General features: G+C 68.4%; 24 protein-coding genes, 1 tRNA gene and 1 pseudogene. 9 read left to right on the plus strand and 17 right to left on the minus strand.

Annotation, left to right across the window (positions count from 1 at the left end):
• Positions 1–341: pseudogene (locus tag UO65_RS12525) on the plus strand (amidohydrolase); the annotation flags it as partial.
• Between the two features lie 73 nt (positions 342–414).
• Here the strand turns inward: UO65_RS12525 and ypfJ are convergent.
• Together ypfJ and UO65_RS12535 are read right to left on the minus strand one after the other, a co-directional pair.
• Positions 415–1338, minus strand: coding sequence for a KPN_02809 family neutral zinc metallopeptidase (ypfJ, locus tag UO65_RS12530; protein WP_035282009.1), 924 nt, complete (start codon positions 1336–1338; stop codon positions 415–417).
• Between the two features lie 646 nt (positions 1339–1984).
• On the minus strand, positions 1985–3706 hold the full coding sequence (locus tag UO65_RS12535) for a bifunctional metallophosphatase/5'-nucleotidase (protein ID WP_035282011.1): 1722 nt from the start codon (positions 3704–3706) through the stop codon (positions 1985–1987).
• A 111-nt stretch (positions 3707–3817) separates the two neighbouring features.
• Here UO65_RS12535 and UO65_RS12540 point away from each other — a divergent pair, with 111 nt between their 5' ends.
• Both UO65_RS12540 and UO65_RS12545 read left to right on the plus strand, forming a co-directional pair.
• The gene (locus UO65_RS12540; RefSeq protein WP_035282014.1) at positions 3818–4288 is read left to right on the plus strand and encodes a MarR family winged helix-turn-helix transcriptional regulator; all 471 of its coding nucleotides are present in this window, start codon (positions 3818–3820) and stop codon (positions 4286–4288) included.
• 27 nt (positions 4289–4315) lie between these two features.
• Positions 4316–4400: transfer RNA gene (locus tag UO65_RS12545), tRNA-Ser, on the plus strand.
• Between the two features lie 90 nt (positions 4401–4490).
• Here the strand turns inward: UO65_RS12545 and UO65_RS12550 are convergent.
• The 7 genes from UO65_RS12550 to UO65_RS12585 all read right to left on the minus strand — a co-directional run bounded on the left by UO65_RS12550 (position 4491) and on the right by UO65_RS12585 (position 11182).
• Positions 4491–5768 carry a tyrosine-type recombinase/integrase gene (locus tag UO65_RS12550; RefSeq protein ID WP_035282016.1) on the minus strand — a complete coding sequence of 426 codons (1278 nt, stop codon included), beginning with the start codon at positions 5766–5768 and terminating at the stop codon, positions 4491–4493.
• Positions 5768–5947 carry a helix-turn-helix domain-containing protein gene (locus UO65_RS38960; protein ID WP_035282017.1) on the minus strand — a complete coding sequence of 60 codons (180 nt, stop codon included), beginning with the start codon at positions 5945–5947 and terminating at the stop codon, positions 5768–5770. Before UO65_RS38960 ends, UO65_RS12550 begins: the two co-directional genes overlap by 1 nt.
• A gap of 20 nt (positions 5948–5967) precedes the next feature.
• Positions 5968–7590: a replication initiator gene (locus UO65_RS12560; protein ID WP_035282018.1), complete on the minus strand. Its 1623-nt coding sequence runs from the start codon at positions 7588–7590 to the stop codon at positions 5968–5970.
• Positions 7587–9056, minus strand: coding sequence for a cell division protein FtsK (locus tag UO65_RS12565; RefSeq protein ID WP_035282019.1), 1470 nt, complete (start codon positions 9054–9056; stop codon positions 7587–7589). The genes UO65_RS12560 and UO65_RS12565 overlap by 4 nt, the downstream gene beginning before the upstream one ends.
• A 240-nt stretch (positions 9057–9296) precedes the next feature.
• The gene (locus tag UO65_RS12570; protein WP_035282020.1) at positions 9297–10064 is read right to left on the minus strand and encodes a Scr1 family TA system antitoxin-like transcriptional regulator; all 768 of its coding nucleotides are present in this window, start codon (positions 10062–10064) and stop codon (positions 9297–9299) included.
• 16 nt (positions 10065–10080) lie between these two features.
• On the minus strand, positions 10081–10365 hold the full coding sequence (locus UO65_RS12575; protein ID WP_035282021.1) for an AMED_5909 family protein: 285 nt from the start codon (positions 10363–10365) through the stop codon (positions 10081–10083).
• A gap of 364 nt (positions 10366–10729) precedes the next feature.
• Positions 10730–11182, minus strand: coding sequence for a hypothetical protein (locus UO65_RS12585; protein ID WP_035282023.1), 453 nt, complete (start codon positions 11180–11182; stop codon positions 10730–10732).
• A gap of 177 nt (positions 11183–11359) precedes the next feature.
• Here UO65_RS12585 and UO65_RS33255 point away from each other — a divergent pair, with 177 nt between their 5' ends.
• Complete coding sequence (locus UO65_RS33255) at positions 11360–12322, plus strand: hypothetical protein (protein ID WP_052021103.1); 963 nt, start codon at positions 11360–11362, stop codon at positions 12320–12322.
• Positions 12323–12501: 179 nt separating this feature from the next.
• Complete coding sequence (locus tag UO65_RS34590) at positions 12502–12987, plus strand: HAD family hydrolase (RefSeq protein ID WP_161784457.1); 486 nt, start codon at positions 12502–12504, stop codon at positions 12985–12987.
• Positions 12988–13017: 30 nt separating this feature from the next.
• On the opposite strand, the gene UO65_RS35755 is transcribed toward UO65_RS34590, so the two are convergent.
• The 5 genes from UO65_RS35755 to UO65_RS12610 form a co-directional block, all read right to left on the minus strand.
• Positions 13018–14004 carry a hypothetical protein gene (locus UO65_RS35755; RefSeq protein ID WP_152552077.1) on the minus strand — a complete coding sequence of 329 codons (987 nt, stop codon included), beginning with the start codon at positions 14002–14004 and terminating at the stop codon, positions 13018–13020.
• Between the two features lie 701 nt (positions 14005–14705).
• Positions 14706–14972, minus strand: a complete 267-nt coding sequence (locus UO65_RS12595) for a hypothetical protein (protein ID WP_035282024.1) — start codon at positions 14970–14972, stop codon at positions 14706–14708.
• A 647-nt stretch (positions 14973–15619) separates the two neighbouring features.
• On the minus strand, positions 15620–16558 hold the full coding sequence (locus UO65_RS12600; RefSeq protein ID WP_084175511.1) for an extracellular catalytic domain type 1 short-chain-length polyhydroxyalkanoate depolymerase: 939 nt from the start codon (positions 16556–16558) through the stop codon (positions 15620–15622).
• A gap of 208 nt (positions 16559–16766) precedes the next feature.
• Positions 16767–17825, minus strand: a complete 1059-nt coding sequence (locus UO65_RS12605; RefSeq protein WP_035282026.1) for a helix-turn-helix domain-containing protein — start codon at positions 17823–17825, stop codon at positions 16767–16769.
• On the minus strand, positions 17822–18559 hold the full coding sequence (locus tag UO65_RS12610; protein ID WP_035282028.1) for a hypothetical protein: 738 nt from the start codon (positions 18557–18559) through the stop codon (positions 17822–17824). The genes UO65_RS12605 and UO65_RS12610 overlap by 4 nt, the downstream gene beginning before the upstream one ends.
• A 173-nt stretch (positions 18560–18732) precedes the next feature.
• Between UO65_RS12610 and UO65_RS12615 the strand changes: the two genes are divergently transcribed.
• On the plus strand, positions 18733–19272 hold the full coding sequence (locus UO65_RS12615; protein WP_052021104.1) for a GNAT family N-acetyltransferase: 540 nt from the start codon (positions 18733–18735) through the stop codon (positions 19270–19272).
• Between the two features lie 76 nt (positions 19273–19348).
• Here the strand turns inward: UO65_RS12615 and UO65_RS37375 are convergent, their stop codons facing one another.
• Positions 19349–19846 (minus strand): hypothetical protein, encoded by a 498-nt coding sequence (locus UO65_RS37375; RefSeq protein WP_052021105.1) that lies wholly within the window; start codon positions 19844–19846, stop codon positions 19349–19351.
• Between the two features lie 158 nt (positions 19847–20004).
• Positions 20005–21243, minus strand: a complete 1239-nt coding sequence (locus UO65_RS12625) for an MFS transporter (RefSeq protein WP_035282030.1) — start codon at positions 21241–21243, stop codon at positions 20005–20007.
• Between the two features lie 95 nt (positions 21244–21338).
• Between UO65_RS12625 and UO65_RS12630 the strand changes: the two genes are divergently transcribed.
• From UO65_RS12630 to UO65_RS38965, 3 genes are all read left to right on the plus strand, one after another.
• Positions 21339–22088 carry a GntR family transcriptional regulator gene (locus UO65_RS12630; RefSeq protein ID WP_084175514.1) on the plus strand — a complete coding sequence of 250 codons (750 nt, stop codon included), beginning with the start codon at positions 21339–21341 and terminating at the stop codon, positions 22086–22088.
• A gap of 48 nt (positions 22089–22136) precedes the next feature.
• On the plus strand, positions 22137–22895 hold the full coding sequence (locus tag UO65_RS12635; RefSeq protein WP_035282032.1) for a sulfite exporter TauE/SafE family protein: 759 nt from the start codon (positions 22137–22139) through the stop codon (positions 22893–22895).
• 170 nt (positions 22896–23065) lie between these two features.
• Positions 23066–23461, plus strand: a complete 396-nt coding sequence (locus UO65_RS38965) for a transposase (protein ID WP_161784458.1) — start codon at positions 23066–23068, stop codon at positions 23459–23461.
• A gap of 100 nt (positions 23462–23561) precedes the next feature.
• Here the strand turns inward: UO65_RS38965 and hisC are convergent, their stop codons facing one another.
• Positions 23562–24632 (minus strand): histidinol-phosphate transaminase, encoded by a 1071-nt coding sequence (gene hisC / locus UO65_RS12640; protein WP_035282034.1) that lies wholly within the window; start codon positions 24630–24632, stop codon positions 23562–23564.
• Between the last annotated feature and the right edge of the window lie 8 nt (positions 24633–24640).

The following is a 24640-nucleotide window of genomic DNA, read 5'->3' on the forward strand; positions in this document are numbered from 1 at the left end:
CCAACGGCATCCCGGCCGGTGGCCTGTTCACCGGCGCCGAGGGCGTCAAGACCCAGGAGCAGGCCGACCTCTGGGGCGGCCGGGCGGGCGTGGCCTACGACGGCTGCTACCACCAGCGGTGCGACAACCTCGGCAACGTGGACCGCACCGCCCTGGACCGCAACTCCGACGCGATCGCCTGGGTGACCGCGTCCTACGCGATCAGCACCGAGGACGTCAACGGCGTCCCGCCGCGCGCGGCCCGCGCCAAGGCGGTCAAGGCGGCCCAAACCAAGTCGGCTCAGACCAAGTCGGCCCGTGCCGCGGCCCCGACCCACGACGACCACGAGGTCGTCAGCTAGTCCGCACCGCGACGCACAGGAGCCCCCGCGACCACCGGTCGCGGGGGCTCCTGCTTTGCCCGGTTCCGGGTCGTCAGCCCAGGTTGCGGGCGGCGAAGGTGTCGCAACTGGTCGGGTTGCCGGTCTGGTAGCCGGTGCTGAACCACTTCTCCCGCTGGGCTGAGGAGCCGTGCGAGAACTGGCTCTCGTCGACCCGGCCGCCACCGAGGTTCTTCTGGATGTAGTCGTCGCCGATGCGCGCGGCCACGTCCAGGGCGCGGTTGATGTCGTCCTGGGTGATGGACTTGATCAGCGGCTGGCCGCTGGAGGTGGGCACCGTGGTGGCGTGGTTGGCCCACACGCCCGCGTAGCAGTCGGCCTGCAGCTCCAGCCGCACCCCGTCGGAGGTGGGACCGGTGCCCTCGCGGACCTTCGCCGAGGTGCCCAGCAGGTTCTGCACGTGGTGGCCGTACTCGTGGGCCAGCACGTAGGCCTCGGCGAACGTGCCGCCCTGGGCGCCGAACCGGGTCTCCAGCTCCTTGAAGAACGCCAGGTCGATGTACACCTCGGAGTCGGCGGGGCAGTAGAACGGGCCCACGTCGGAGGTGGCGCTGCCGCAGCCGGTGCGCACGCCGCCGGTGAAGAAGTTGGTGGTCGCGAGCTGGTACCGCGACCCGGACCTGGCGAACTGGTCGGTCCAGTAGCCCTGGATGGAGTTGATGACCGCGACCAGCGCGCAGTCCTCCTTGGCGTTCGCGTCGGCGCCGGTCCGGCACTCCTGGGACAGGTCCGCGCTGCTCACCGACTGCCCGGACTGCACGTCGTCGAGGCCCAGCGGTGAACCGCCGGAACCCGCGGGCAGGCCGCCGAGCTGCGAGAGCACGAAGTAGAGGATCGCGCCGATGATGCCGACCCCACCGCCGCCCAGCGCGACCCGGCCGCCGATGCCGCCGCCACCGGAACCGCGCGTGTCCTGCACCTGCGACGTGTCGAGGGCTACGTCGTCGTTGAACTCCACTGGCCACCCCGTGTCGTCGAGTCGTCGCGCCCACGATAAGGCAGCGCGCTGCCCGAGCGCAGATGGAGTGCTGCGGGTGGAGCAGTACGGGTGGGGGAACGCCCGGTGCCGGGTCGGTGGCACGGCACCGGGCGTCTCCCCGTCCTCCGTAGTGGTCCGACGCCGCGCCGGGCCGGCGGTGGAGCCCCCGCGGCCGAGCCGGGAGAGGTCGCCGAGGCGGAGCTCAACAGCGTCGTGGTGCGGATCGGGTGCGTCCCGCGCACCCGGGCACCGTCGATGTCCGACGGGGGATCACTGCCCTCGACCACGTCCGTCCCGATGCGATCGGCACGGCCGCGGGGGCGCAGTCCGCGGACCACCACTGCGGGTACTTCGCACGATCACCGCATCACCTACCCCTTCCCGGAGGGCGCGGTGTGCCGGACACATCGGACTGCTGTGTCCCGGAACCGGGCCTGCCGTCTGCACTCAATGCTGCGCCCCGGACCACGCCGCGGGCAAGTCCACGAACCGGTGACCGTCCTCAACGGAGGATCACGCTTCTCCTGTGCGGCAGGGGAAATGGGGCGGCCCGCACCCCACTGTGGGGTGCGGGCCGCTCGGTGCGCTGCTCGGCGTCACATGCGCGGTTTCCGGTCGCGCACGGTCACGGGACGACCGTGACCCGGGTCGGCGCGGGCGGCGCGATCCCCGGGTTGGCGCTCAGGTAGGCCGCCAGCGCGTCCAGGTCGATCGGACCACCGACGAGGTCGGTGCCGTTGACCAGTTCGGTGAACCCGTCCCCGCCCGCGGCGAGGAAGTTGTTCACCGACACCCGGTACGGGGCGGCCGGGTCGACCGGCACCCCCGCCACGGTGATGGCCGAGACCCGGTTGCCCTGGGTCCCCGACTGCGACCACGTGTAGTGCAGCGAGTCCGAGACCTGCAGGAAGCGGGTGACCACCGTGCCGTCGGGCCTCGGCTGCCACTGCTGCTCCAGCACGGCCTTGAGCTGCGCGCCGGAGAGCGTGATGGTCTGCATGATGTTGGCGAACGGCTGCACCGCGAACGCCTCGCCGTAGGTCACCACGCCGTCGCCCTCACCCGCGGGTGAGGAGGCGTAGGTCAGGTCGGTGCGGATGCCACCGGGGTTGGTCATGGCGATCACGGCGTTGTTGCCGCTGGTCGCCGCGAGCTGCGCGTCCGCGATCACGTCGCCGAGCGGGGTCTCCCCGGACGGCGCGGCGGCCCGGACCAGGTCGGCGGTGATGGTGCCGATCTGCCGGTTGGCGATCGGGGCCGACTTGGTGGTGGCCTCCTCGACCAGCGCCTGCGCCGCCGGGTCCGGGGCGACGGTGCGGGTCACGATCTCGTTGTGCGCGACGGTCGCCGTCCGCACCACGTCCTTGGTCCTCTTGTCGATCTTGAGGTCGACCACCGAGAGCAGCCGCCCGAACGAGGCGCCCTGGATCAGCGTGCGCGGCTTGCCCGCCGGGTCGGTCACCACGCAGTTGTACTGCTGGTGGCTGTGCCCGGTGAAGAACACGTCGAGCGAGGGCGACGCGGCGGTGGCGATGGCCCGCGCCGGACCGGGCAGCGTGCGGCAGTCGTCCGGGCCCGAACCGGCCTCGGTGTTGTCGCCCTGGTGCATCAGCACCACCTGCGTCTTGACCCCCACCTTGTCCAGCAGCTTCGAGGTCGAGTTGAGCGCCTGGACCTCGTCACCGAACCTGAGGCCCTCGACCCCGCTCGGCACGACCAGCGACGGCAGGTCCTCCAGCGTCACCCCGATGATCGCCACCGGCACGCCCTCGACGGACTTCACGGTGAAGGGCAGCAGCGCCGGGAAACCGTTGTCGAAGGTGACGTTCGCCCCCAGGTACGGGAACTTCGACCCGGTGAAGGTCGGGCGGAACTGGCAGCCGTCGGTCGGGTGGCACCCGCCGAACTGCATCCGCAGCAGCTCCCGGTAGCCCTCGTCGAACTCGTGGTTGCCGACCACGTTGGCCTGCACCCCGATCAGGTTCAGGAACGCCACGGTCGGCTCGTCGTGGAACAGCGCCGAGTTCAGCGGCGAGGCCCCGATGTTGTCCCCGGTCGTGAGCAGCAGCGAGTTCTTCACCTCACCGCGCAACCGCTTGGCGTGCGTGGCCAGGTACGCGGCCCCACCCGCGTCCACCGCCGTGCCGTCCGGCAGGGTGACCCGCCCGGACGACCCGGCGGGTGGCGTCAGGTTGCCGTGCAGGTCGTTGAAGGAGATCAACCGCAGGTCTGCCGTCCTGGCAGGCGCGGGTGTCGCCTCGGCGGCCGTCGCCCCGAGCACCCCGGCGGCGAGGGTGGCCGCCGCGAACGCCGCCAAGCGGGTCGCCAGTCGAGTGGAAACCGTCATCAGTCCTCCGTCCGGGCGCCCGCATCACCCGATCGAGCGCAAGGTGCTGGAGTCTGCCCGGTCAACATGGCGAAGACCAGACCCGGCAGGTGAACGCCGTAACCTGGACGCGTGACAACAGTGCGGACCGAACCCCGGTGGCTCCTCCCGGACGAGATGCGGGCCTGGCGGGCGTACGTCATCGGCAGCGAACTGCTGCGCCAGCAGCTCAACCGCGAGCTGCAGGACAAGCACGGACTGGCCCTCCCGGACTACGAGGTGCTGGTCCGACTGTCCGAATGCGAGAACGGGCAGATGCGCATGAGCCAACTCGCCGGCCAGGTCGCCTCCTCCAAGAGCAGGCTGTCCCACCAGATCTCCCGCCTGGAGAAGGCAGCCCTCGTCCGCCGCGTCGACTGCGCCGAGGACGCCCGCGGCGTGGTCGCCGAAATCACCCCCCGAGGCCAGGAAGCCCTCACCGCCGCCGCCCCCACCCACGTCGAAGGCGTCCGCGCCCACCTCGTCGACCTGATGACCCCCGAGGAGCAGGAGGTCATCGCCGCGGTCTTCGAGCGCGTGATCGCCCACCTCGACACCACCTGACCCGCCGGGTCTACCCTGAGCGGGCCGGGAGGCGTGGCAGAGCGGCCGAATGCATCCGCCTTGAAAGCGGAAGACGGGCAACCGTCCGGGGGTTCAAATCCCTCCGCCTCCGCAGGTCAGAGGGGGTGTCGACTGTTCCTTGTGGATGGTTGACACCCCCTTCGTGTAGCAACGGGTGTAGCAACGCGCCCATAACCGCAGGTCAGCGCCCCATCTCGTCGGACAGCCTGCGCAGCGCCTCCCGCTTGTCATCCAGGGTCACCGAGGCGTAGATGGTCATGGTCACGTGGATGTCGGCGTGCCCCACGATGTCGCGCACCACGTGCGGCGGCACCCCGAGCTTGAGCAGCAGCGTCACGCACGAGTGCCGCAGGTCGTGGAACCGCACGTCACCGAGGCCCGCCCGCTGCCGCATCGGGTGCCACTGCGACCGCAGGTTGGACGGGTCCAGCGGCCCGCCGGTAGGAGTGCAGAAGACCAGGTCAAGGCCCTCCCAATGCGCTGCGGCCTCCCGCTCGTCATCCTGCCGGTCCCAGTGCTCCAACAACGCCTCCCGACACACCGCGATGAGCGGGCTGACCCGTTTGGAGGACTCCGTCTTGGGTCCGAGGAACACCAGCTCAGAGCCCACGCGCTGGAGCGTGTTCCGCACCCTGAGCGTGGGGGAGTAGTCCTCCGCGCAGTCCTCGCAGAACCTCTCCCGATGATCCGCGCACAGGCGCTCCCAGCCGTCCCAGTCGATATCCGACCAGCGCAGCCCCAGCAGTTCGCCCCGCCGCAGGCCCATGAAGACGGCCAGCACGTACAGCGCCTCCAGTCGGTCCCCCTCAGCGGCTTTGAGCAGCGCTTTCGCCTGCTCGAACGTCAGACCCCGGTTGACGTCGTACTTCGGCACCGAGACCTTGACCAGCTTCGCCACGTTCCGCGCGATCAACTCCTCCCGCATCGCCTGTTGCAGGGCGTTCCGCAGGACAGCGTGCACCTGCTGCACAGTCCGCTTCGACGGGAACTGCTCGCAGCACTTTCCGACCGAACAGCACTTGCGCTGACTCTTCGGCCGCTTCGCGTCGAGGTTGTCCACGCAACACCGACAGCGATTCCGCAGCTTCGTCATGAAAACGCGCACGTCCGACGCGGAAAGCCGATCCAGTTTCTTTGACCCCAGGCTCGGAATCAGGTGCCGGTTGACCACTCCCCGATAACCCTCGACCGTCCGGGGCTGGAGTTCCCCGTCAACCGTGGACAACCAGTACCGCAGGAAGTCCTCGACCGTCCAACTGTCCGCCGCAACCGGAATCCCCGCGTCCGACGACGCGATCTTCTTCCGCAGGCGCTCCCACGCCAATTCCGAAGTCGTCGCCGACACCACCACCCGCTTGCGATGACCAGAGGTCGTCAGCACGAAGGCCGCACCGACCCACAGCCCGTCCGCCCGCTGGTAGACAGACCCCTCCCCGTTCGACCGCTGCCGCCGCGCCATTACGCCGCCTCATCCATCAGCCGATCCAGGTAGCTGTCAATGGCCCGCGCGGGCACCCTCCGACTACCCCCGATCTTCACCGAAGCCAACTCTCCCGTCCGCATCAAGTCGAACACCTTCGACCTCCCGATTTGCATGATCCGGGCGACTTCTTCGACCCGGTACAGCTTTCGATCCATCTCCCCACCCCCTTTATTGATCAAGCCGCTTGCTGAGTTGCCGAAAGATTCGATCCACCGTCGCCGGGTGGCGGCTGAGCGGCGAGCAAGGCGCGTTCGTACTCGGCCCGCCAGGTGATCCGTTCGGAAATCGCGTGCATGAGCAGGTGCGCCCGTGGTGGCGCGTTCTGGTCGCCGGGAGCGAGCTTGCGCCAGACAAGGCGCGAAGCGTCCTCCGGCGGCTTGCTGATGCCGACCGCCGCAAGCATCCGGTGCACGAAGGTCTTCCGGTCGGCCTTGTGCTCAGCGAGGGTCTTGCCGGACCACTTCCGCGACACCAGCACCCGCCGCCCGGGAAGCCCCAGGGTGCTGCGCCGGTGAGCCCGCCCCCGGCAGTGCCCCGGGGTGGTCTTCGACGAGGCACCGACCGGTTGGACCCCGTAGAGCAGCCAGACCGCGCACCGGGGCGAACACGGCGTGCGCTCCAACTCCGCGTGCAGCCGGTTGTGGTGGGCCTGCTGAGCGTCGGTGGTGGCCTCCACGACCTCCCCGGTGGACTTCGTGAGGTACTTCGTCAGATACCCGATGTGCCGCCCGGCCTCTTCCGAGCCGCCCAGGATGCCCTTGGAGTGCACCTGCCTGCCGAAGGTCGCCACATGGGCAGGCGCCTCCACCTGGTCCACCGCATCCGCCCAGGTGAGCAGGGCAGCGCGGGTGTCCGGGTCGACAAATCCCCTGCCGTCGTGGTCCCACACCGGCAGCCGGTAACCCCCGTACACCGGCTCGTCGTGCGGCGGCCACCACACCTGCAAGTACGTCGCCGCCGTCACCTGGCGGATCACCTCGTGCGGGATCGACCCCCGCAACGCCGCGTGCAGGTGCGGGGCGGTCCGCTTCTGCGGCTCGACCGTGGCGAAGTACTGCACGTCCCAACCGACAGCACGCCGGAGGTTCTGCCACCACCGATCGACCAGGGAGGCGAAGTGCACCGCATCCCGCGCGGCCCGCCGGTAGTCATAGGCGCCCGGGTTGACCGGAGACCCGTCACCCCGGACCGGACCGTAGGAATCACAGGTCAAGGTGACGAACATCGACGGCCGATAGCCCCCGGCGTACTCCCGCCCGAGCGTGCGCCGAGCCACCTTGAGCCGAGGCAGGTCCGGCGCGTCCTGCCGCCGCTTGGTCGACCGCTTCGGAGCCCGCTTGCCCGGATCGTCCGGGTTGGGCAGCCTGCCCCGGACCCCCATCGCGTGCAGCTCGTTATCGACCACCCGGATTTCGTCCCGCAGCTCGTCCGCGTGCCCTGCTTCCCCCGTCTCGACCGACTCCCGGTAAGCGGCGACCAGATCGGCGCGGTACTCGACCACGGCCCGCTGATCAGAGGTCGGCTTGCCCCGCTGATCGACCGGTTCGGCGTCGAGGTGCCAACCCTCCCTGCACTGGACCATCCGCAACGCCTTGGCCTTCTTCGCACACGGAGCGCACACCGACTCCACAGTGGAGCCACACGGGACGCCGACGTACCGCACAGCCCCGGTACCGGAGTCGGTGACCTCCATAGTGAACGGCCGCACACACACCCCGTGCCGCTCCGCCGCCGCGACGATGACGTCCGCCGCCAACGGCCCACGCAGCTTGACCACGGTCGCGTCCTGCTCGCTCATGCTGCCTCACCACCCCTGACCTCCCGATCGGGGAACGGCACGATCGCGGCCGACGTCCCGGTCACGAAGTGCCGCAGCTCCACCAGATCACTGTCAGTCGGGTAGAACGCCCGAGCCCGCACGGGTTCACGGCGCCCGTCCTCCTTGACCCACGCCACGCCCGGCGTGTGCTCGCTGATGTCGTGCGCATTGGCACCACGAGCCCGCACACCGTCGCCCAACACCATGTCGACCTGCACCGCCTCATCCAGCCGCAGAGCGGTGCGAGTGGTGAACAGGTTCCTGAACGGCACGATCTCCTTGCGCGGGTCCTGAACCAGCCCGAGCACCCCGAACCCAGGCGCCCGCCCCTGCGAGGTGATCGTCTGCAACGCCCCCTGCGCCCGCTCCCGCAACTTCCGATCCGGCTGGTAGGCGATCAGGTCGGCCAACTCGTCGACCACCAACAGCGTGAACGGCTCATCCGTCTCCGGCGACCACCACCGACGCACACCCCGATACCGCCCAGCCCGCTCCCGCACGTCCTCAGCGAGCCCTTCCAGCACCTCAACCGCGTCAGGCCCGTTGTCGAACACCAACCGGTCGAACAGCTCCGGGGCCTGCCCCAGTTCCATCCCACCCTTGGGATCAATCCCCACCAGCCGCACACCACCACTGCGAAGCAACGGGGCAATGCCCCACAGGGTCGACCACAGCACCGACCCCTTCCCCGCCCCCTGCACCCCGACGACCAGGTGTTGCCCGCCCAGGAGCTTGAGCCGCCACGGCTTGCCGCTCTCGGTACGCCCGATGGTCACCCGACGCAGATCCACTACGGCGTCCTCAACCAACGCCGGAACCCGCAGCACAGTCGCCAGCGGATCAGAACGCACCAGGTCCAACGCCAACGCCCCAGGCCGGGTCACCCGCACCCGACACGACCGCGCACCGAACGCGTGCGCCAACCCCGAGGCCCGCACCTCCCACTGCTCCGGGGCCTGACCCTTGACCATCCGCACGTGCACGGTGTCCCGCCACCAGTCCGACCGGGTCCGCCGCAGCGTCGGCAGGTACTCCCGCCCCCGCACCTTCCCGTCCAGCGAGGCCAGCCGCATGACCGTCCGCCACTGCGGCGCGTACACCGACGCCCGCCGAACCCCCGTCCGCACCCACCGGACTCGGGTGTGGAAGCCGTCGGAGTCCCGCCACCACCACACCGCCGACCCCACACCCACAACGAGGGCCAGGCCGCCGAGCACCCACCCGTTCACCGAGTACACCCACACCCCGACCAGCCCCAGAGCGACCGTGGTCGGGTAGTACCAAGCCACCCGCACCACCTTGGCCACGACCCACGCCGCGACGACCACCAAGGCGATCGGGGACAGGACGAGCTTGACCCCACCGGGCAGCAGGGTCCACCACGGCAGCCGAGGCCGGGCCACCTCCAACGGAGCGGGATCGACCCACTTGTCACGTCGAGTCATCGCCGACCCCCGAAAAGACGAACCGTTTCGGGGTGCGGACGGGCGCCAGGGCTTGACCAGGTCCCGTGGTGATCTTCTAAGGTTGCCATTGTCTGCTCCTGCGAGTGGACAGGCACAGAAGCGGAGGCCGCCAAACCCAACCGCTTCTGTGCCCCTTTTCCATTACGCCCCAACAAAGGGCATGGGCCATCGCCACGTCACCGAGACGCGGTCACCTCTGTCTGATGTGGACTTTCCGGGTCAGTGCTCCCGCAACCAATTCCGCCACTCGGATGACGGCGTGGCCACGGAGTCGAGGTAGTCCAACACCTTCCGGTAGGCGCGCACGTCCCCCGGGTTGTCCAACAAGGTGGTCACCCCGTGGTGGTCCAGGCGGACGTACCGGGTGGCGTTGCGCAGCCGTACCACCTCGAACGGTTCCAGTCCGTGTACGCCGGTGATCTGACCGGGCAGGAACCGCAAGCGCACGTGTTCACTCCCGGCCAGGGTGCCCAGGTAGGCGAACTGCTCCGCCCGCTGGTGCGCCGGAAGCGCCGAAGGCATGGTGACCGCCTGCCGGGTCAGATACACAGTGGTGTGCTGCCCCGCCTCCCACGGCCGCCGATCCTCCAGCCTCGTGAGCCGCCCGGTGAGCAGGCAGTGGTAACCGGAGGTGCGCAACCTCGCCGGCAGCACCCACGGCGCCACCACCACCGATTCCCGGGTCATCGCGTGCAGGCAGGCCAACACCTCATCCCGGTGCTGGACCTCTCCGGCCCCGGTGACGCTGGTGACCCACAACCGGCGAACCCGGTCCCGGGTCTCCCCTCCCCACCCGAACGCGGCCCCGAACGCCCCCAGCTCGTATTCGGAGATGTCGCGTTTGCCCATCATGCACCGGTTGACCGTGGCCGAGGACATCCCGGTCAACTCCGCCAGCGACCGACACGTGTACCCGAACCGTGCCGCCTCATCGCGCACCACCGACGCCAACGCCAACCGCGCCACCGACACAAACGACAACGGCACTGCGGCACCCTCGCTTTCACGCATGACGAGCAACCCGAGCCACCCCCTTGCCCCGGTCCAGTTCCGCCTGCGCCGCCTGGGCGTGCTCCCGCTCCCGGGTGGCCCAGTACAGCGCCTCGTGGTGATGGAACCGGTCCGTCTCCGCCACCGCCGCATAGATCCGCGCCGACTCCCGGAAAAACGCCACCCGCTCCACGGCCGGAGCCGAATCCACCGGCCGCCGAGGCTCCAGGTACGCGTGTGCCTGCTGCAACGTGCGGATGGACTCCGGCGACCGGGTGGGCTTCGACCGCCGTGTCATCGTGGCCCCCGAATCCGCCGAGACCGTGACGCCCGGATCTGTGAGACCCGAGCCGACCAGTCCGACGCCTGGTTCTCGAACGCCTGTGCCGATGCCTCGACCGCCGCCAACGACCACCACGTGCCCCCGCAGTGCGCGGCGATTTCACGCCAAGCGGTCGCCACCTCCGCCGAGGTCTCCGCCATTGCCCGAGCCGCTTCCGGGTCTCCCGGGGGAGCCGACGCGACCATCGCCGAGGCGTGCCCGTACCTGCGGTACGCGTCCTCCCACCTGTTCACCACCTCCACCGGAACGCCACCCACAGCACCGGACCCGGGAACCGGCAAGGCGAACTCGGCCCCGGCTGGCTCGGAAGTCGCCACGATCACGCCGCCTTCTCCGACTCACCAGCACCCCGAGACGGCCGCGACCCCGCGCCCGACCCCGCCGCGCGAAACCCCGTCGCCCGGAACACGTACGCCTGGTACTTGAACTCACCGTTCCCCGCCACCCGGGGCTCAGCGGTCAGCCCGTCCAGCTCCACCGGCCGCAACCCCGGCAACACCTCCGCCGTGGTCGGCACCGGCTGAACGTCAGCGAGCAACACCAGGTCGAACGAGGCCCGCTTGGAGTTGACCTCGGACGGGTCGGTCACGGTGGCCTTCCACTGCCGCTTACCCGTCACCTCGTCCACCTTCTGCCGCACCGGCCGCCCCGCCGACCGGTCCTCCCGCGACTGGTACTCGGTGTCCGGCGCCACCTCCCCCATCAGCACCAAACCCTGCGGAAACGCCTCCCCGAACGCGACGGGGAACCTGTGCCCTCTGGGAATCGCCATGATCGAACCTCCCTGACCCAGGCGACCGCAGTTTCGGCCGCTGATACCAGATTCGGCCCAAATCTGTCTGCTCCAGAGGCCAGCTAGGTACACCTTGGAGCTTCCTGGTCTGCGAAAATCCACTCTAAGTACACTCTCGGTGCTACCGTCGTCTCTCTGACCGACACGGGGGACCAAATGCCAGACACCGAGATCGCACTCAAAGTCCTGCTCAGGCAGCGCCACCTACAGGGCCACCAAGCCTTCTGCCGAGAGTACGACCGCGTGGCGAAACGCATCGAGCCGCACATGATCGGCAAGCACCCAGGCCGCGCCCAATTCTACAAGTGGCTCTCCGGCAGACTCCTCGGCCTACCCTACGCCGACCACTGCCGCATCCTCGAAGCCATGTTCCCCAACTGGACCGCCGACAGGCTGTTCGCCCCCCACTCCGGCCACCTCGACTACGTCCCCGACAGCATTCCCACCCCACAGACCCCCGAACCCCGCCCCACCTCAGACACCGTGGTCGAAGCCCAACCGCCCACCAAGGCCGGAACCGAGAAGACCGCCCGCCCCATCGGCCTGCGTCCCCACATCGCCACCGCCTTCACTGCGGACCACGTCACCATCGACTTCGCAGGCTTCTCCGGCGAAACCCTCCATGGAGCCATGCAAGAACCCCTTGACCAAATCCGCTCCGGTGAGCTACGCCCTCAATCTATTGCCGTCCGCATCCTGGTCCCAGACACCACAGCCCCCATGACCATCCCCTGCCGAGCCGAAGATCGCGCCGACTCACCAGAGTTCAGAGCCCGAGCACACAGCATCATGCGCCGTCACCTCGGAGCCATCACCGACTCCTTCGCCGAGCTCCATTCCCTCGGTCTGGTCGAGAAATCCGAAGCAATCGTCAAGGTCCACCACGCCGCCCCACTGTTCAAGCTATACATCCTCAACAACACCGAAGCCTTCTTCGGTTTCTACCCCGTCGTCCCTCACACCATCGACCTAGAAGGCACCCCAACCCCGATGTACGACCTCATGGGTAAAGACGCACTACTCTTCCAACACTCAGTCACAACCAGTCAATACGTCACCCAAGCTCGCATCTGGTTCGACAGCATGTGGACCACCCTCGCCGACGAGTACGCCCTATGATTGCGCGCCACGATTGGCCAGATTTTCTGACACGGATTAGTCACGCCAAATTGGTACTGCTCGATTTCGACGGGCCAGTTTGCTCGGTATTCTCTGGTTTATCAGCCAGTGAAGTTGCTACGCGCTTACGAGAGTTCGTACTCCGATCCGGCTCACCAGGGGGTTCGTGCGTTAACAGTGTGGACCCATTCGAGATTCTTTCGTACGCCGTATCTGATGCTGCGGTGGATGCGGCGGCGGTTGAAGGCGAACTGGCTAGGCTTGAACAGCTAGCAGTTGTCTCGGCCGAGGAAACATTTGGCGTGCGCGAATTTATCTCTGAATGGAAGCTCCAAGGAATTCCGTTCGCAATAGTTAGCAACAATAGCACTAAAGCGATTCGTAAATATATCAACGCCCACAACTTGACGGATTCGATCTCGCTAATAGCGGGCCGTACGCCGGAGTGTGCTGACAGATTGAAGCCTGACCCGCACCTCATTGAGGAAGCTCTGAACGAAATGAATTGCAATCCCCAAGAAGCGGTGTTCATTGGAGATTCTATTTCCGACATGATTGCTGGGTGGCGGGCAGGGGTGGTGCGCGTAGCGTTCGCCAACAAAACCGGAAAGGATGCTACGCTCGGACCTCTATCTGATCTTGTAATTGAAAGATTCGGAAATTAGGTAGATTTTATAGTAATCCGGTGCTAAAGTTCAGGCAGATTTTCCGCTTTGTGTCGACGGGGAAAATCGGTCGATAAGGGTAGAAATTTCATTCAAAGTACTTGGCCCTGGTTCGCCTGCTTGCTTGACCCGCGAGTTGACAAACAATTTCTTTCCGAATTCGTGGCGCAGATCATTTTGGTTTGCGGCCGAGAGGGGGGCGATGAAGGCATCGAACGTCATCAGTAGCGCGTTATATTCGGCTGCCCATTCTGCTTCTAATCGGTGCTTGGAAGATTCCCTTCCCAGATAGGCGCCTAGAATGCCAAAAGGAAGAATCCCGACGACATGCAGCAAGACCGTTGCTATGCTCGGACTGGAACTATTGCTGCGCAGAAGAGTTGCAATCGCAAGTAACCCGATTGCAACTAGAATAAATGCTGCTGCCAGTCGAAGTCGATTAGCAGTGCTGCGTTCTCTAGTTTCGATAGCTTGAAAATGGCGCCCTAGAATTACATCGCCAACTTCCCCCGCAGCTGTTCTGACCTTTTCTGCAATACGTACCACTTCTGTTGCCGTATTGTTCGCCTCTTCTATTTTTTGATACGAAGCCAACTTTGATTTAAATCGTTGAACCTCTTGATCGAAGCTATCGATGGTGCTTGCGTCAAGCGAATCCATCTCTTCGATTAGGGATATTTCGTAGATACCTACGATGACTTCGAATGCTCTCGAAGATTCATGGAATGCTTGTACAACGCTGAGTTCCTCGGCCGTATCTTCGGCGGCCAATCTTTGTAATGCCGCGATAACCTTCTCGCACGCACTAATAATTACGTCCAAATTCGAAGAAAACTCAAGACTTCGCTTGAGGGAGATATTAAGAACAAAACTTTTGCCAAAGTCGGACTCGAAATCATTATAGAATCCTATGAAGTCGCGCGTTTGTCCAATTATTTGAAGAACTCTGTGTGGAACCCTTCCGTCGTTATCGGGCTTATTTATAATCTTTTGGCTACCACGAACCAGTCGCTCCATTTGTGTAATCTTGTTACTGATCTCGTTGCTAGCTACACTATTCATTGAAAGAGGCATGGCTACCCTTTGCTGAAGTTGACTCTATAGAATCAAGGCCGCGCCGCCTGCGCGGCGCGGCGCCGTGGGCCTGCTCGGCTTGGCACCGCTGTTCTCATCCATCGCGCCACGGCGCGGCCTCCCGCTTCGCTCACGGCCGCGCGGGCGCGCGGCGCGGCCCTCGTGCTCGCTGGGTGCGCCACGCCGCCCAGGCGGCACGGGGTGCCGAGCAGAGTACGCCGGGGGACCGACAGACCGCGTCAGTCAGCGTCGTGTCCTCTTCGGCCCGAGCTGCTTGGTACCAGGGGCACCGCTGCCCCTGGACCCCTGCGAGCCCGCAGCACGTTCCGCGCCATACTCGGCGTAGCACAACGCCCCCGTAGGCGCGGAACGCACTACGGGGGCGGTGCTCATGAGGTGTAGCAACCGGTGTAGCAACGGGCTCGGACTGGCTCGGACGGCCTCACCCGCCTGACCTGCGAGAATGGACTATCTCGGACCGGCAAAACCCCCAAAAGAGGGCCTTGAAAGCGGAAGACGGGCAACCGTCCGGGGGTTCAAATCCCTCCGCCTCCGCTCCCTGACCGATGGGAACGCCGTCGCCCGTGACATCGGGTGACGGCGTCCCGTCGGGTTGAGGCCGGATCACCCGGTCAAGGTTTTGTTCACTCCCAGACGAACAACTCGCGAGCATCCGTTGCCAACGGCGGGTGCCACTCGCACTTCGCCGAGATCCCCTGCTGTTCGTAGAAGGCAACAAGGTTGTTGCACTCGTAGACGTGGTAGGTCCCGTGGGAGACCCACGTCGCCAGGGCGGACATCTCGCCGGTCGCCCGCGTGTCGCCTGTTTCGGTTGCCGCGTAGGCGGTTCCGCCTGCGACGCCGAACATCGCGAGTGCGGCGATGGTCACCGAGACGGCCTTCTTCGCCATTCTTGTCGTTGTCATTGCGCTTTGCTCCCCAGATGATGCGAATTGTTGTTCCGGGGCATCGGACACCGGGTTTGACAAATGGTGTTCGATGTATTTCCCCGACTCGAACCTAACAGAGCCCGCCGGTGTCACTGCTGAGGCACAGAGGTGAAAAATCATTCCGGGACACTCACGGACAGTCATGGTTCTGGCCCATCGGAGTGGAGTGCCGCATGGGGCGCGGGAGCTGCCCCACTTGTCGTGGCACGCACTGTGCCGCCCGTGGTACGTGCCGCAGCCTGGGTGGAGTGCGACGGAGGGGTGACGAGGCCGCTGGTGAGGATGCCTGGCACCCCTTCGGTGCCGCCCGAGGGCGCCGATGGCCTTGAGGACGTCGTTGTCGATGTCGCCGAGGACGGTTCCGGTGCCGCCGAGGGTGTTCACCGTGCCCACCGGTCATGGTGACCAGGTCGTTGTTCGCGGTTCCGGTGAGGATTTGCCCGCCGGGGACGCCCGTCGTGCAGGTGGTGGTGTCACCGGAGCTGTTGGAGGCCCGGGCGCAGCCGACCGGGTCGGCCAGCGCCTTGGCGGGCAGGGCCTCGGCGAACCCGACCGCCGTGCCCGATCCGATCAGGCCACGACCGATTCGACGAGCTGCACCGCGTGGATCAGGTGTCGAGGCCCCAGGACAGGCCCATCCGGTACGCCGCGCACACGTTCACGTCGAGGATGTAGGCGCCCGCCGTTCCGCACTGGCCGGTTCCCGTGCCCGGGTCGACCGGTTGGCCGTGACCCATGCCGGTGATGGTGTGCGTTTCGACCACCGTCCGCCCGCTGGTGTCGCGGTAGCCCGCGTGCGGGAACCCGCCGACCGCGTCGGTGAACGACGGGGTGGGCGGGATGCCGTGCAGGGCGGTCCACTGGTCCACGATCTCCTGCTGGTTCAGCGGTGCCACCGTGTGGTCCGCCGTGCCGTGCCACACGCTGACCGTCGGCCACGGGCCCGGGTGCGCCGGTACCTTGGCCGCCCACTGGGCCGGGGTGAGGTCCTTGCCCGGGTTCATGCAGGAGAACGCGTCGACCACAGAGGTTGCGCAGCCGAATGGCAGGCCTGCGACGATGCCGCCGCCCGCGAACAGGTCCGGGTAGGTGGCCAGCACCACCGAGGTCATCGCGCCGCCGCCGGACAGGCCGGTGGCGTACGCCGTGCCCGCGCCGTCCGCCTTGGCGCGGCGGACCATCTGGGCGATGGACTCCGCTTCGCCCCGGCCGCGGGTGGTGTCGGTGGGCTGGAACCAGTTGAAGCACCGGTTGAGGTTGTTGGCCTGCTGCTGTTCCGGCAGCACCACGGTGAACTTCCACCGGTCCGCCAGGTGGACCCAGCCCGTGCCGGTCCCGTAGGCGGCGGCGGTCTGGGTGCAGCCGTGCATCGCGACCACCACCGGCCGCCCGGCGGGGAGGCCGTCGGGTTGGTAGCGGTACATCTTGAGGGCGCCCGGGTTGGTCCCGAAACCCGTGACCTGGCTGATCGCCGCCGCTGCGCGGGCGGGTGTCGTCCCCACGAGCAAGCCTGCCAGCAGGGCGAGCACGATCGACACTGACCGCATTCCGGCCACCTTCCGTCGTGGTACCGATCGCTCGACGGTAGGTGCGGGTGCGGGGGTGGCCCATGGTGGCGCGCTCCACATTCGGTTCGGGCTTTGTGTGGTCGCGGCGCATGTCAGTCGTCCGCCCGGCCGGAATCCCTTCTGCCGCAGCGGAACTCCCACCTGTCCCGCGCGCCTCGGGTGACCTCGCCAGCCGGTGCGACCTCGGCTAGCCGACCGGTGTTCTGGAGGTGACGACGTCCAACAGGTGGTGGGGGATTCGCGACTCCGCCGCCAGCAGGTCGGGGGGGAGGAGTTCGACGGCGCGGGGCAGCAGGGAGGGCTGCTCCACCGACAGCACCGTGCCCGGCTCGCGCCTGCGCCAGCCCCGGGTGGAGATGGTCGTCATCGCGTTGCGGTAGGTGACGTCGCGCATGGTGCCGAGTTGGCGGGCGCGGTAGAGGAGCGCTTGGAGGCTGACGCCCCAGGTTTCCTTGAGCTTGGCGAGGCGGGGCCAGTCGGCGCGGGTGGGGAGGAGGTCGGCGATCTGGGCGCGGGGCATCAGGAACTCGGCGGCGAAGCGGTTGGCCTGGTTCTCGACGATGTTGTTGCCCGGTTCCTCGTCGGTGTGCATGACCAGGTGGCCGAGTTCGTGGGCGACGTCGAAGCGCTGGCGGTAGTAGTCGTCCTTGGCCGGGTTGAGCAGGACCAGGGGGCGGTCCGCGCGGGAGACCGAGTAGGCGTCGACCGAGGCGGACTGCGGTGGGGTGAACACGACCAGGACGCCGTTGTTCTCCGCCGCGCGCACGGTGTGCGGGATGGGGCCCTCCGGCAGGCCCCACTCGGCGCGCAGCTCGGCGGCGGCGCGTTCGGGGGTGTCGTCGGCGCAGTCCGCGCCGACCGGGCGGACCGGGAGGCGGACCGGGGGGAAGTCGACGTGGCGCTCCAGCACCCGGCTGACCTCGGCCACGACCTGCACGTACGCCTCGGCCTGGTCGCGGGCGAGCTGGGTGGTGGAGCGCAGCGAGCGGAAGTGCGCCGTCGCCGGGGCGTGCGGGCTGCCGTCGGGCAGGAAGAAGGACGGGCTGACGCTCAGCGCCATGGCCAGCTTGGCCACCGTGGCGGCCGAGGGCTTCTTGCCGCCGGACTCGTAGAAGCTGATCGCCGCCGGGGTCAGCTCGACGGCGGCGGCGAGCGCGTTCTTGCGCAACCCGGCCAGCCGCCTGCCCATCGTCAGCCGTGACCCGTCGAACAACGCGGCGACATCGGCAAGGTTCCCGCTCGTCATTCCCCTGTTCCCGCGACCCGCTTGAGCTGGACCTCGGCGTCGGACACCCCCTGCGGTACCGCTCGGGTGCCGACGACCGGCCGAACCATACCGCTGCCGGGTTCGAGCGGCGCGGGCTCCAGCCGCACCCGCCAGGTCCACGGCCTGCCGCCGCCCTCGGTGGTGTGCGGCCTGCCCAGGTGGACCTCCGAGGAGGTCGCGTCGGAGTTGATGGCGTGCGCGACGAACAGCACCGAGTCGTCGATGTCGTCCTCGGTCAGCGAGAACAGCGAGATCTGGTCGGCCGACGGGCGCCGCCCGGCCGCGCGCTGCTTGGTGGGGGTCTTGGACTGCCAGGAGATCCGGTCGACGCCCTCGAACGGGAAGGAGGTGATCAGCCAGCTCCACCGGTCGAACCGCCAGCCCGGCGAGCTGTGGTCGTCGGCCCGCTCCACCAGCCCCGGCCGCAGCGACGGCATGGTGTCCAGCTCACCGGAGAGCAGCCCGGCGCCGAGCACGTCGCGCCCGACCCGCTCCTCGTCCGGCGCCACGGAGAAGTCGCCGCAGTGGAAGACCCGGTCGAGCCGGTTGCAGAACAGCTTGTGCGCGGTCAGCCCCAACCACACCTGGTCGTGGCCGGTGGTCGGGTCGTAGTCCAGCGCGGTTCGCCGCGCCGCCGCCGACCACGCCCAACCGATCGCTTCGACGACCCCGGCCCGGCCCAGCGCGGCCAGTGCCGCGTCCTGCTCGCTCATGGTTCGGAATACTACCGATCGCAGTATTCGGCGCGCGAAACTTAACCCGGCGTGTCGGCGGATCACCGCATCGGGTGGCAGGGCGACAGGCGCCCGACTCGCGGGGTTCGAGCGGGAGGGGGCCTCCCGCAAAGCGTTCGCGTGGTCGGTGGTGCCCGGGAACACTGCCTCCCATGGACATCGAACTGGTCACCGTCGACGAGGCGGACAAGTCCGTGCTGGCGAACTTGGTCCAGTTCTACCAGTACGACTTCTCCGAGATCCGCGACCTCGCCCTGACCCGGCACGGCACGTTCACCTACCGCTACCTCGACCCCTACTTCACCGAGGTGGGCCGGGAAGCCGACTTCATCACCGTCGACGGCCGACTGGCAGGCTTCGCGCTGACCCGGGGGGACGTCGACGACGACGGGTCGTGGAACGTCGCCGAGTTCTTCGTCGCCCGCGGCCACCGCCGCCGGGGCGTGGCGCGGGAATCCGCCCGGCGCCTGTTCGCCCGGCGCCCCGGGTTGTGGACGCTGTCGGTCGACCACAACAACCGACCGGCCGCGGCCCTGTGGCGCTCCGTCATCGGCGCGGTCGCCGTGGGGCCGGTCGCCGAAACCGACCGGTACCCACCCGATGCGGCGGTCGCGGGCACGCGGTTCCGCTTCCGGGTGGCCGACGCGGGCGAGCGGCCACCGCGGCCTGTGGACACCGAACCCGCGGGGTGAGCCCGAACGATTCGAGCAGCGCGGCCCCGGCGCGCGGGTTCGGCAGCGCCTGCTCGACCGGTCGCCACCGCGTCGGTCAGGCGGATTCGCAGCCGATGCCGTCGCGGTCCGGGTCGAAGCGGTGCCGGTCGGGGTGGCGGACCGGGAAGTCGCGGTCGGGGACGTCGGCGCAGTCCAGGCGCGGTGCGGCGATGGACAGGCACAGCGTCGGGTACGCCGGGTCGCACAGCCGGGGGTGGCTGGTGGTCGCGGTCGTCGGCGGCGGCGCGGTGGTCGGCACGGGCGGCGGGACGGAGGTCGTGGTGGTCTCGGCGGTCGTGCGGGTGGCGGGCTGCGGTTCGATGGTCCTCGCCGTGGTGCGGGTCGTTGGGCGGGCCGGAACGGTCACCGTCCTGACCGAGGTCACCGTGGACGTCGAGGTGCTGGGAGTGGTGGTGGCGGGCGCCGGGGCGGAGCCGGGTGCCGTGGCCGCGGTCTCCGAGTCCGGTCGCTGGCTGAGGAGGCCGCCGGTCGCGGCCACGGAGAGGGCCACGGCCACCAGGGGCCAGGTCGGCAGGGAACGGATCTTGCGCACGTGTGTTCCTATCCGAATCCGGCCCGGGTTGGTTACCGGCCGGGACCCGATCGTGACGAAACGGGGCAGCGCAGGCGGCCCGGGCGGACCGCCTGCGCTGTTCCCCCAGGCCGGGCCCCAGGACCTCCCCGCCCCGGAACCCGAGCTGGACGCTCCTGTCAGGACAGTTCCCGTCCCCGCGTCTCGGGCAGGCCGAACAGGGCGAAGAACGCGAGCACGTAACCGAGCGCGGCGTACCCCATCGCCGCGCCGATGCCGAGCGGGCCCGCGATGTACCCGATGACCGCCGGGAGCAGCCCGCCGACGCCGCGGCCGAGGTTGTAGGTGAAACCGGGGCCGATCCCGCGCACTGGGCCCGGGTACAGCTCGGCCAGGTAGGCGCCGAACCCGCTGAAGATCGCCGAGTAGCCGAAGCCGAGCGGGAAACCCAGGTACATCACCCAGGTGTTCGCGCTCGGCGGGAGCTGCGTGTACAGGAGGATCAGGACGGCGTTGGTCACGGCGAACAGCCGGATCGTCGGCTTGCGGCCCAGCCGGTCGTTGAACCAACCGCCGCACAGGTAACCGATGAACGCCCCGGAGATGAGGAAAGCCAGGTAGCCACCCGTGCCGACGACGGTGAGACCGCGCTGCTTGCTCAGGAACGTGGGGAGCCAAGTCGCAAGGGTGTAGTAGCCGCCCTGGACACCGGTCGTCACCAGCGACATGAACACGGTGGTGCGCAACAGGTCGCCGCGGAAGAGGTCGCGGAGGGAACCGCGGGCCCGGGTGGATTCCGTGTGGATCGGCGCGTCCTCCGTGCCGCGGCGCAGGTAGAACACGAGCAGGGCGGGCAGCGCGCCGGTCAGGAAGAGCACCCGCCAGGCGACGCCCTCGTCGAGGAAGCTGAACAGGGCGGTCTGCGCGAGCACCGCCAGGCCCCAGCCCACCGCCCAGGAACTCTGCACCACCGACGCCACCCGGCCGCGGTGGCGCGCGGAGGTGTACTCGGCGATGAGGATCGCGCCGGTCGCCCACTCGCCGCCGAACCCGATCCCCTGCAGGGAGCGGAAGATCAGGAGCAGTTCGTAGTTCGGCGCGAGCCCGCACAGCATCGTGAACACGGCGAAGGTCAGCACCGTGAGCGTCAGCGTGCGGACCCGGCCGATCCGGTCGGCCAGGACCCCCGCGATCACCCCTCCGAGCGCGGAGAACACCAGCGTGGCCGTGCTGAGCAGCCCACCCTGGAACGTGCTGAGCCCGAAGGCCACCGTGATGGCGGGCAGGGCCAGCGGCAGCACCTGGTAGTCGTAGGAGTCGAGGCCGTAGCCCAGGAAGGCGCCGGTGAAGGCGCGACGACCCTTGGCCGGGAGTTCCCGGTACCAGGCCATCCGTTCGCGCGTGCTGGTTGCGCCCATGACCCACCTCGTTCACGCGGTGCCGCTCGGTTGGTCGACCCAGTCTGTTGGATTGTTCTACGATCTGACAATAGGGCATTTTCGGTTTAACCTGGATGGGCTACTACGAGGGCGTGGAGGCGGCGTTGGCGGCGGACATCGTCGAACGGCTGGGGGAGCTGGTCAGGGACCGGCGGTGGGAACGCAGCAGCGCCGCTGAGATCGCCGCCGCCGCGCTCCGCGACCTGATCATGGAAGGCGCGCTGCCCCCGGGGACCCGCGTCTCCGAGGAGGTGTTCACGGCACCCCTGGAGGTCTCCCGCAACACCCTCCGCGAGGCGTTCCGCCTGCTCACCCACGAGAAGCTCCTCGAGCACAAGCTCAACCGGGGCGTCTTCGTCCGCACCCTGGCCACCGCGGACGTCGTCGACCTGTTCCTGGTCCGCCGCGTGGTCGAGTGCGCCTCCCTGCACCTGGCCGACGAGGCGGGGACCGCCCGCATGCTGGCCGCCGTCGAGTCCGGCGAAGCCGCCGCCGGGGAAGGCCGCTGGGTCGACGTCGGCACCGCCAACATCCGCTTCCATCAGGCCATCGCCGCCCTGTCCGGCAGCCCCCGCCTCGACGAGCTTATGCGCCAGGTCGCCGCCGAACTCCGCCTCGCCTTCCACGAGATGGGCGACCCGCGCGCCTTCCACGAGGACTACCTGCGCCGCAACCGCGAGATCGTCGACCACCTGGTCGCGGGCGAGGTGACCGCCGCCCAGGAACTCCTCACCACCTACCTGCGCGCCTCCGAGGCGGAAATGCTCGCGGCGTTCGCCGCCCGGGAGCGCGGTGAGATCCCCGCCTCCAAACCGGGTGCCTGAGCGCGCCCCGGCCTAGGGTTTCCCCGTGCGGATGATGGGATGTCACCGATGACGTTCTGGGAGTCAGTGCTCGTCCTGCTCGCAGGCGTCTTCGCGGGCGGGATCAACGTCGTGGTCGGCTCCGGGACGCTGGTGACCTTCCCGGTCCTGCTCGCCGTCGGCTACCCGCCGATCGTCGCGAACGTGTCGAACACCCTCGGGCTCATCCCCGGATCGATCACCGGCGCCATCGGCTACCGCGCTGAACTGGCCGACCAGGGGGACCGCCTGCTCCGGTTCGGCGCCGCCTCGCTCCTCGGCGGTGTGCTGGGCGCGGTCCTGCTGCTCAAGCTGCCCGCGGCCGCGTTCGAGGGGATCGTCCCGGCCCTGATCGTCGTCGCCCTGGTCCTGGTGGTCCTGCAACCGCGCCTGTCCCGGGCCCTGGCCGCCCGCCGAACCACCACCGCCCCCGCCCACGGCGGCCCGCTGCTGTGGTTCGGCGTGTTCCTGACCGGTGTGTACGGCGGCTACTTCGGCGCAGCGCAGGGCATCATCCTGCTGGGACTCATGGGCATCCTGATGACCGAATCCCTGCAACGCCTCAACGCGGTGAAGAACGTGCTGGCCGCACTGGTGAACGCGGTCTCCGGGATCATCTTCGTCGTGGTGGCCGACGTGGCGTGGCTCCCGGTGCTCCTGATCGCCGTCGGCTCCACGGTGGGCGGTTTCATCGGGGCGAAGGTGGGCCGCAGGCTGTCGCCGACGCTGCTGCGCGGGATCATCGTGGTGGTCGGTCTCGCCGCCATCGCCAAGATCGTCCTCGGCTGACCCCGCCTGCCGCTGTTCTTCCCCTCGCCCGTCCGGGTTCGGAGTTGTGCACAGGCAAGATCCACATCAGCCTCGCGCGGCCCCTCCGCCGGTGGAATGGCCTCGGGTCTGTCCTCGAAGTCGGTGTGGTTGGTCTGGTTTGACCTTGGTTCGTGGTGCGCGGGCATGAGTTGACCGATGAGCAGTGGCAGGTCGTGGCACCGTTGTTGCCGGTTCTGGCGGTGGTCGCGCGACGGCACCTTGACCATGCCGGTCAACCGGGTGCGGGTGATCGCCGAGAGGGTGCTGGCGGACAAGGGCCACTCCTCCAGGGCGATCCGCGCCTGGCTGCGGGACCGGCGCATCCCGGCCACGATCCCGAACGCCGCGACCAACAAGCCGGACGCCGACGGCGCGCCCGAGCCGGTGGACGCCCACCGGTCTTCGACCCGGTCGCCTACCGATGCCGCAACACCGTCGAACGGTGTTTCAACCGACCCAGGCAGTTCCGGGCCCTCGCCACCCGCTACGACAAGACCGCCCTGTCCTTCCAGGCCATGATCGACCTGGCTACCCTCGCCCTCTGACTTCGAGGACACTCCCTCGGGGTCGCCCCCAGGGAGTGGTGGGGGATGGTCTGGTGGGGTTGCGCGCGAGCGAGATCGATTTCGGTTCCGGTGGGGACCGTCAGTTCCGGGGGAAGGTGCGGGCGGCTTCCAGGAACAGGTCGTTCTCCTCCGGGGTGCTGATGGTGACCCGGGCGCCGTCGCCAGGGAAGGCGCGGACGACGAGCTTGTGCTCCATGCAGTGCTCGTTGAAGGCCTGGGTGCGGTCGGCCAGCGGGAGCCAGACGAAGTTGGCCTGGGTCGGGGGTACGTCGTAGCCCAGGGCCAGGAGTTCGGTGCGGACCCGGGTGCGCTCGGCGACGATGTCGCGGCAGCGGGCCAGCAGCTCGTCCTCGGCGCGCAGCGACGCCAGGGCCGCCGCCTGGGCCAGGGCGTTCACGCCGAAGGGGACGAACACCTTGCGGACCACCTCGATCACCGCGGGCGGGGCCACCAGGTAGCCGACGCGCAGGCCCGCCAGGCCGTACGCCTTGGAGAAGGTGCGCAGGACCGCCACGTTGTCCCGACCCGCCGCCCACGCGGCCTTGGCCAGCTCCACGCCGTCCGGGACGGACTCGTCGTCGACGAACTCGCGGTAGGCCTCGTCGATCACCACGAGGGCGTCGGCGGGGGCCGCGGCGATGAAGCGGTCCAGCTCCGCCGCGGTGAGGGCGGTGCCGGTGGGGTTGTTGGGGGTGCAGACGAAGACGAGGCGGGTGCGCGGGGTGATCGCGGCGACCATCGCGTCGACGTCCAGGGCGTGGCCGGGGGTCAGCGGGACGCGGACCTGCTGGGCGCCCACCACCTGGGTGATGATCGGGTACGCCTCGAACGAGCGCCACGGGAACACGACCTCGTCCTCGGCCGTGCAGGTGGCCTGGATGAGCTGCTGGCACAGGGTGACCGAGCCGCAGCCGACCGAGACGTGCGACCCGGGGACGTCGAGCCGCGCCGACAGGGCCGCCACCAGCTCCGCCGCCCCGCTGTCGGGGTAGCGGTTGACCTGGCCCGCGGCCTCGGCGATGGCGGCGACGACGCTGGGCAGCGGGCCCAGGGACACCTCGTTGCTGGCCAGCTTGACCGCCCCGGGCACGCTGCGCCCCGGCACGTACCCCGGGATCGAGGCAAGGTCGGCGCGGGTTCGCACGGTCATCGGGGCTC

This window comes from Actinokineospora spheciospongiae (genome assembly GCF_000564855.1).
Classification (GTDB): domain Bacteria; phylum Actinomycetota; class Actinomycetes; order Mycobacteriales; family Pseudonocardiaceae; genus Actinokineospora; species Actinokineospora spheciospongiae.

Coding starts and splice junctions, on each gene's coding strand:
- UO65_RS12535 (WP_035282011.1), bottom strand. CDS start 3,706: ATGACGGTTTCCACTCGACTGGCGACCCGCTTGGCGGCGTTCGCGGCG.
- UO65_RS12550 (WP_035282016.1), bottom strand. CDS start 5,768: ATGGCGCGGCGGCAGCGGTCGAACGGGGAGGGGTCTGTCTACCAGCGG.
- UO65_RS38960 (WP_035282017.1), bottom strand. CDS start 5,947: ATGGATCGAAAGCTGTACCGGGTCGAAGAAGTCGCCCGGATCATGCAA.
- UO65_RS12560 (WP_035282018.1), bottom strand. CDS start 7,590: ATGAGCGAGCAGGACGCGACCGTGGTCAAGCTGCGTGGGCCGTTGGCG.
- UO65_RS12565 (WP_035282019.1), bottom strand. CDS start 9,056: ATGACTCGACGTGACAAGTGGGTCGATCCCGCTCCGTTGGAGGTGGCC.
- UO65_RS12575 (WP_035282021.1), bottom strand. CDS start 10,365: ATGACACGGCGGTCGAAGCCCACCCGGTCGCCGGAGTCCATCCGCACG.
- UO65_RS12585 (WP_035282023.1), bottom strand. CDS start 11,182: ATGGCGATTCCCAGAGGGCACAGGTTCCCCGTCGCGTTCGGGGAGGCG.
- UO65_RS33255 (WP_052021103.1), top strand. CDS start 11,360: ATGCCAGACACCGAGATCGCACTCAAAGTCCTGCTCAGGCAGCGCCAC.
- UO65_RS35755 (WP_152552077.1), bottom strand. CDS start 14,004: ATGGAGCGACTGGTTCGTGGTAGCCAAAAGATTATAAATAAGCCCGAT.
- UO65_RS12595 (WP_035282024.1), bottom strand. CDS start 14,972: ATGGCGAAGAAGGCCGTCTCGGTGACCATCGCCGCACTCGCGATGTTC.
- UO65_RS12600 (WP_084175511.1), bottom strand. CDS start 16,558: ATGCGGTCAGTGTCGATCGTGCTCGCCCTGCTGGCAGGCTTGCTCGTG.
- UO65_RS12605 (WP_035282026.1), bottom strand. CDS start 17,825: ATGACGAGCGGGAACCTTGCCGATGTCGCCGCGTTGTTCGACGGGTCA.
- UO65_RS12610 (WP_035282028.1), bottom strand. CDS start 18,559: ATGAGCGAGCAGGACGCGGCACTGGCCGCGCTGGGCCGGGCCGGGGTC.
- UO65_RS12615 (WP_052021104.1), top strand. CDS start 18,733: ATGGACATCGAACTGGTCACCGTCGACGAGGCGGACAAGTCCGTGCTG.
- UO65_RS12625 (WP_035282030.1), bottom strand. CDS start 21,243: ATGGGCGCAACCAGCACGCGCGAACGGATGGCCTGGTACCGGGAACTC.
- UO65_RS12630 (WP_084175514.1), top strand. CDS start 21,339: ATGGGCTACTACGAGGGCGTGGAGGCGGCGTTGGCGGCGGACATCGTC.
- UO65_RS12635 (WP_035282032.1), top strand. CDS start 22,137: ATGACGTTCTGGGAGTCAGTGCTCGTCCTGCTCGCAGGCGTCTTCGCG.
- hisC (WP_035282034.1), bottom strand. CDS start 24,632: ATGACCGTGCGAACCCGCGCCGACCTTGCCTCGATCCCGGGGTACGTG.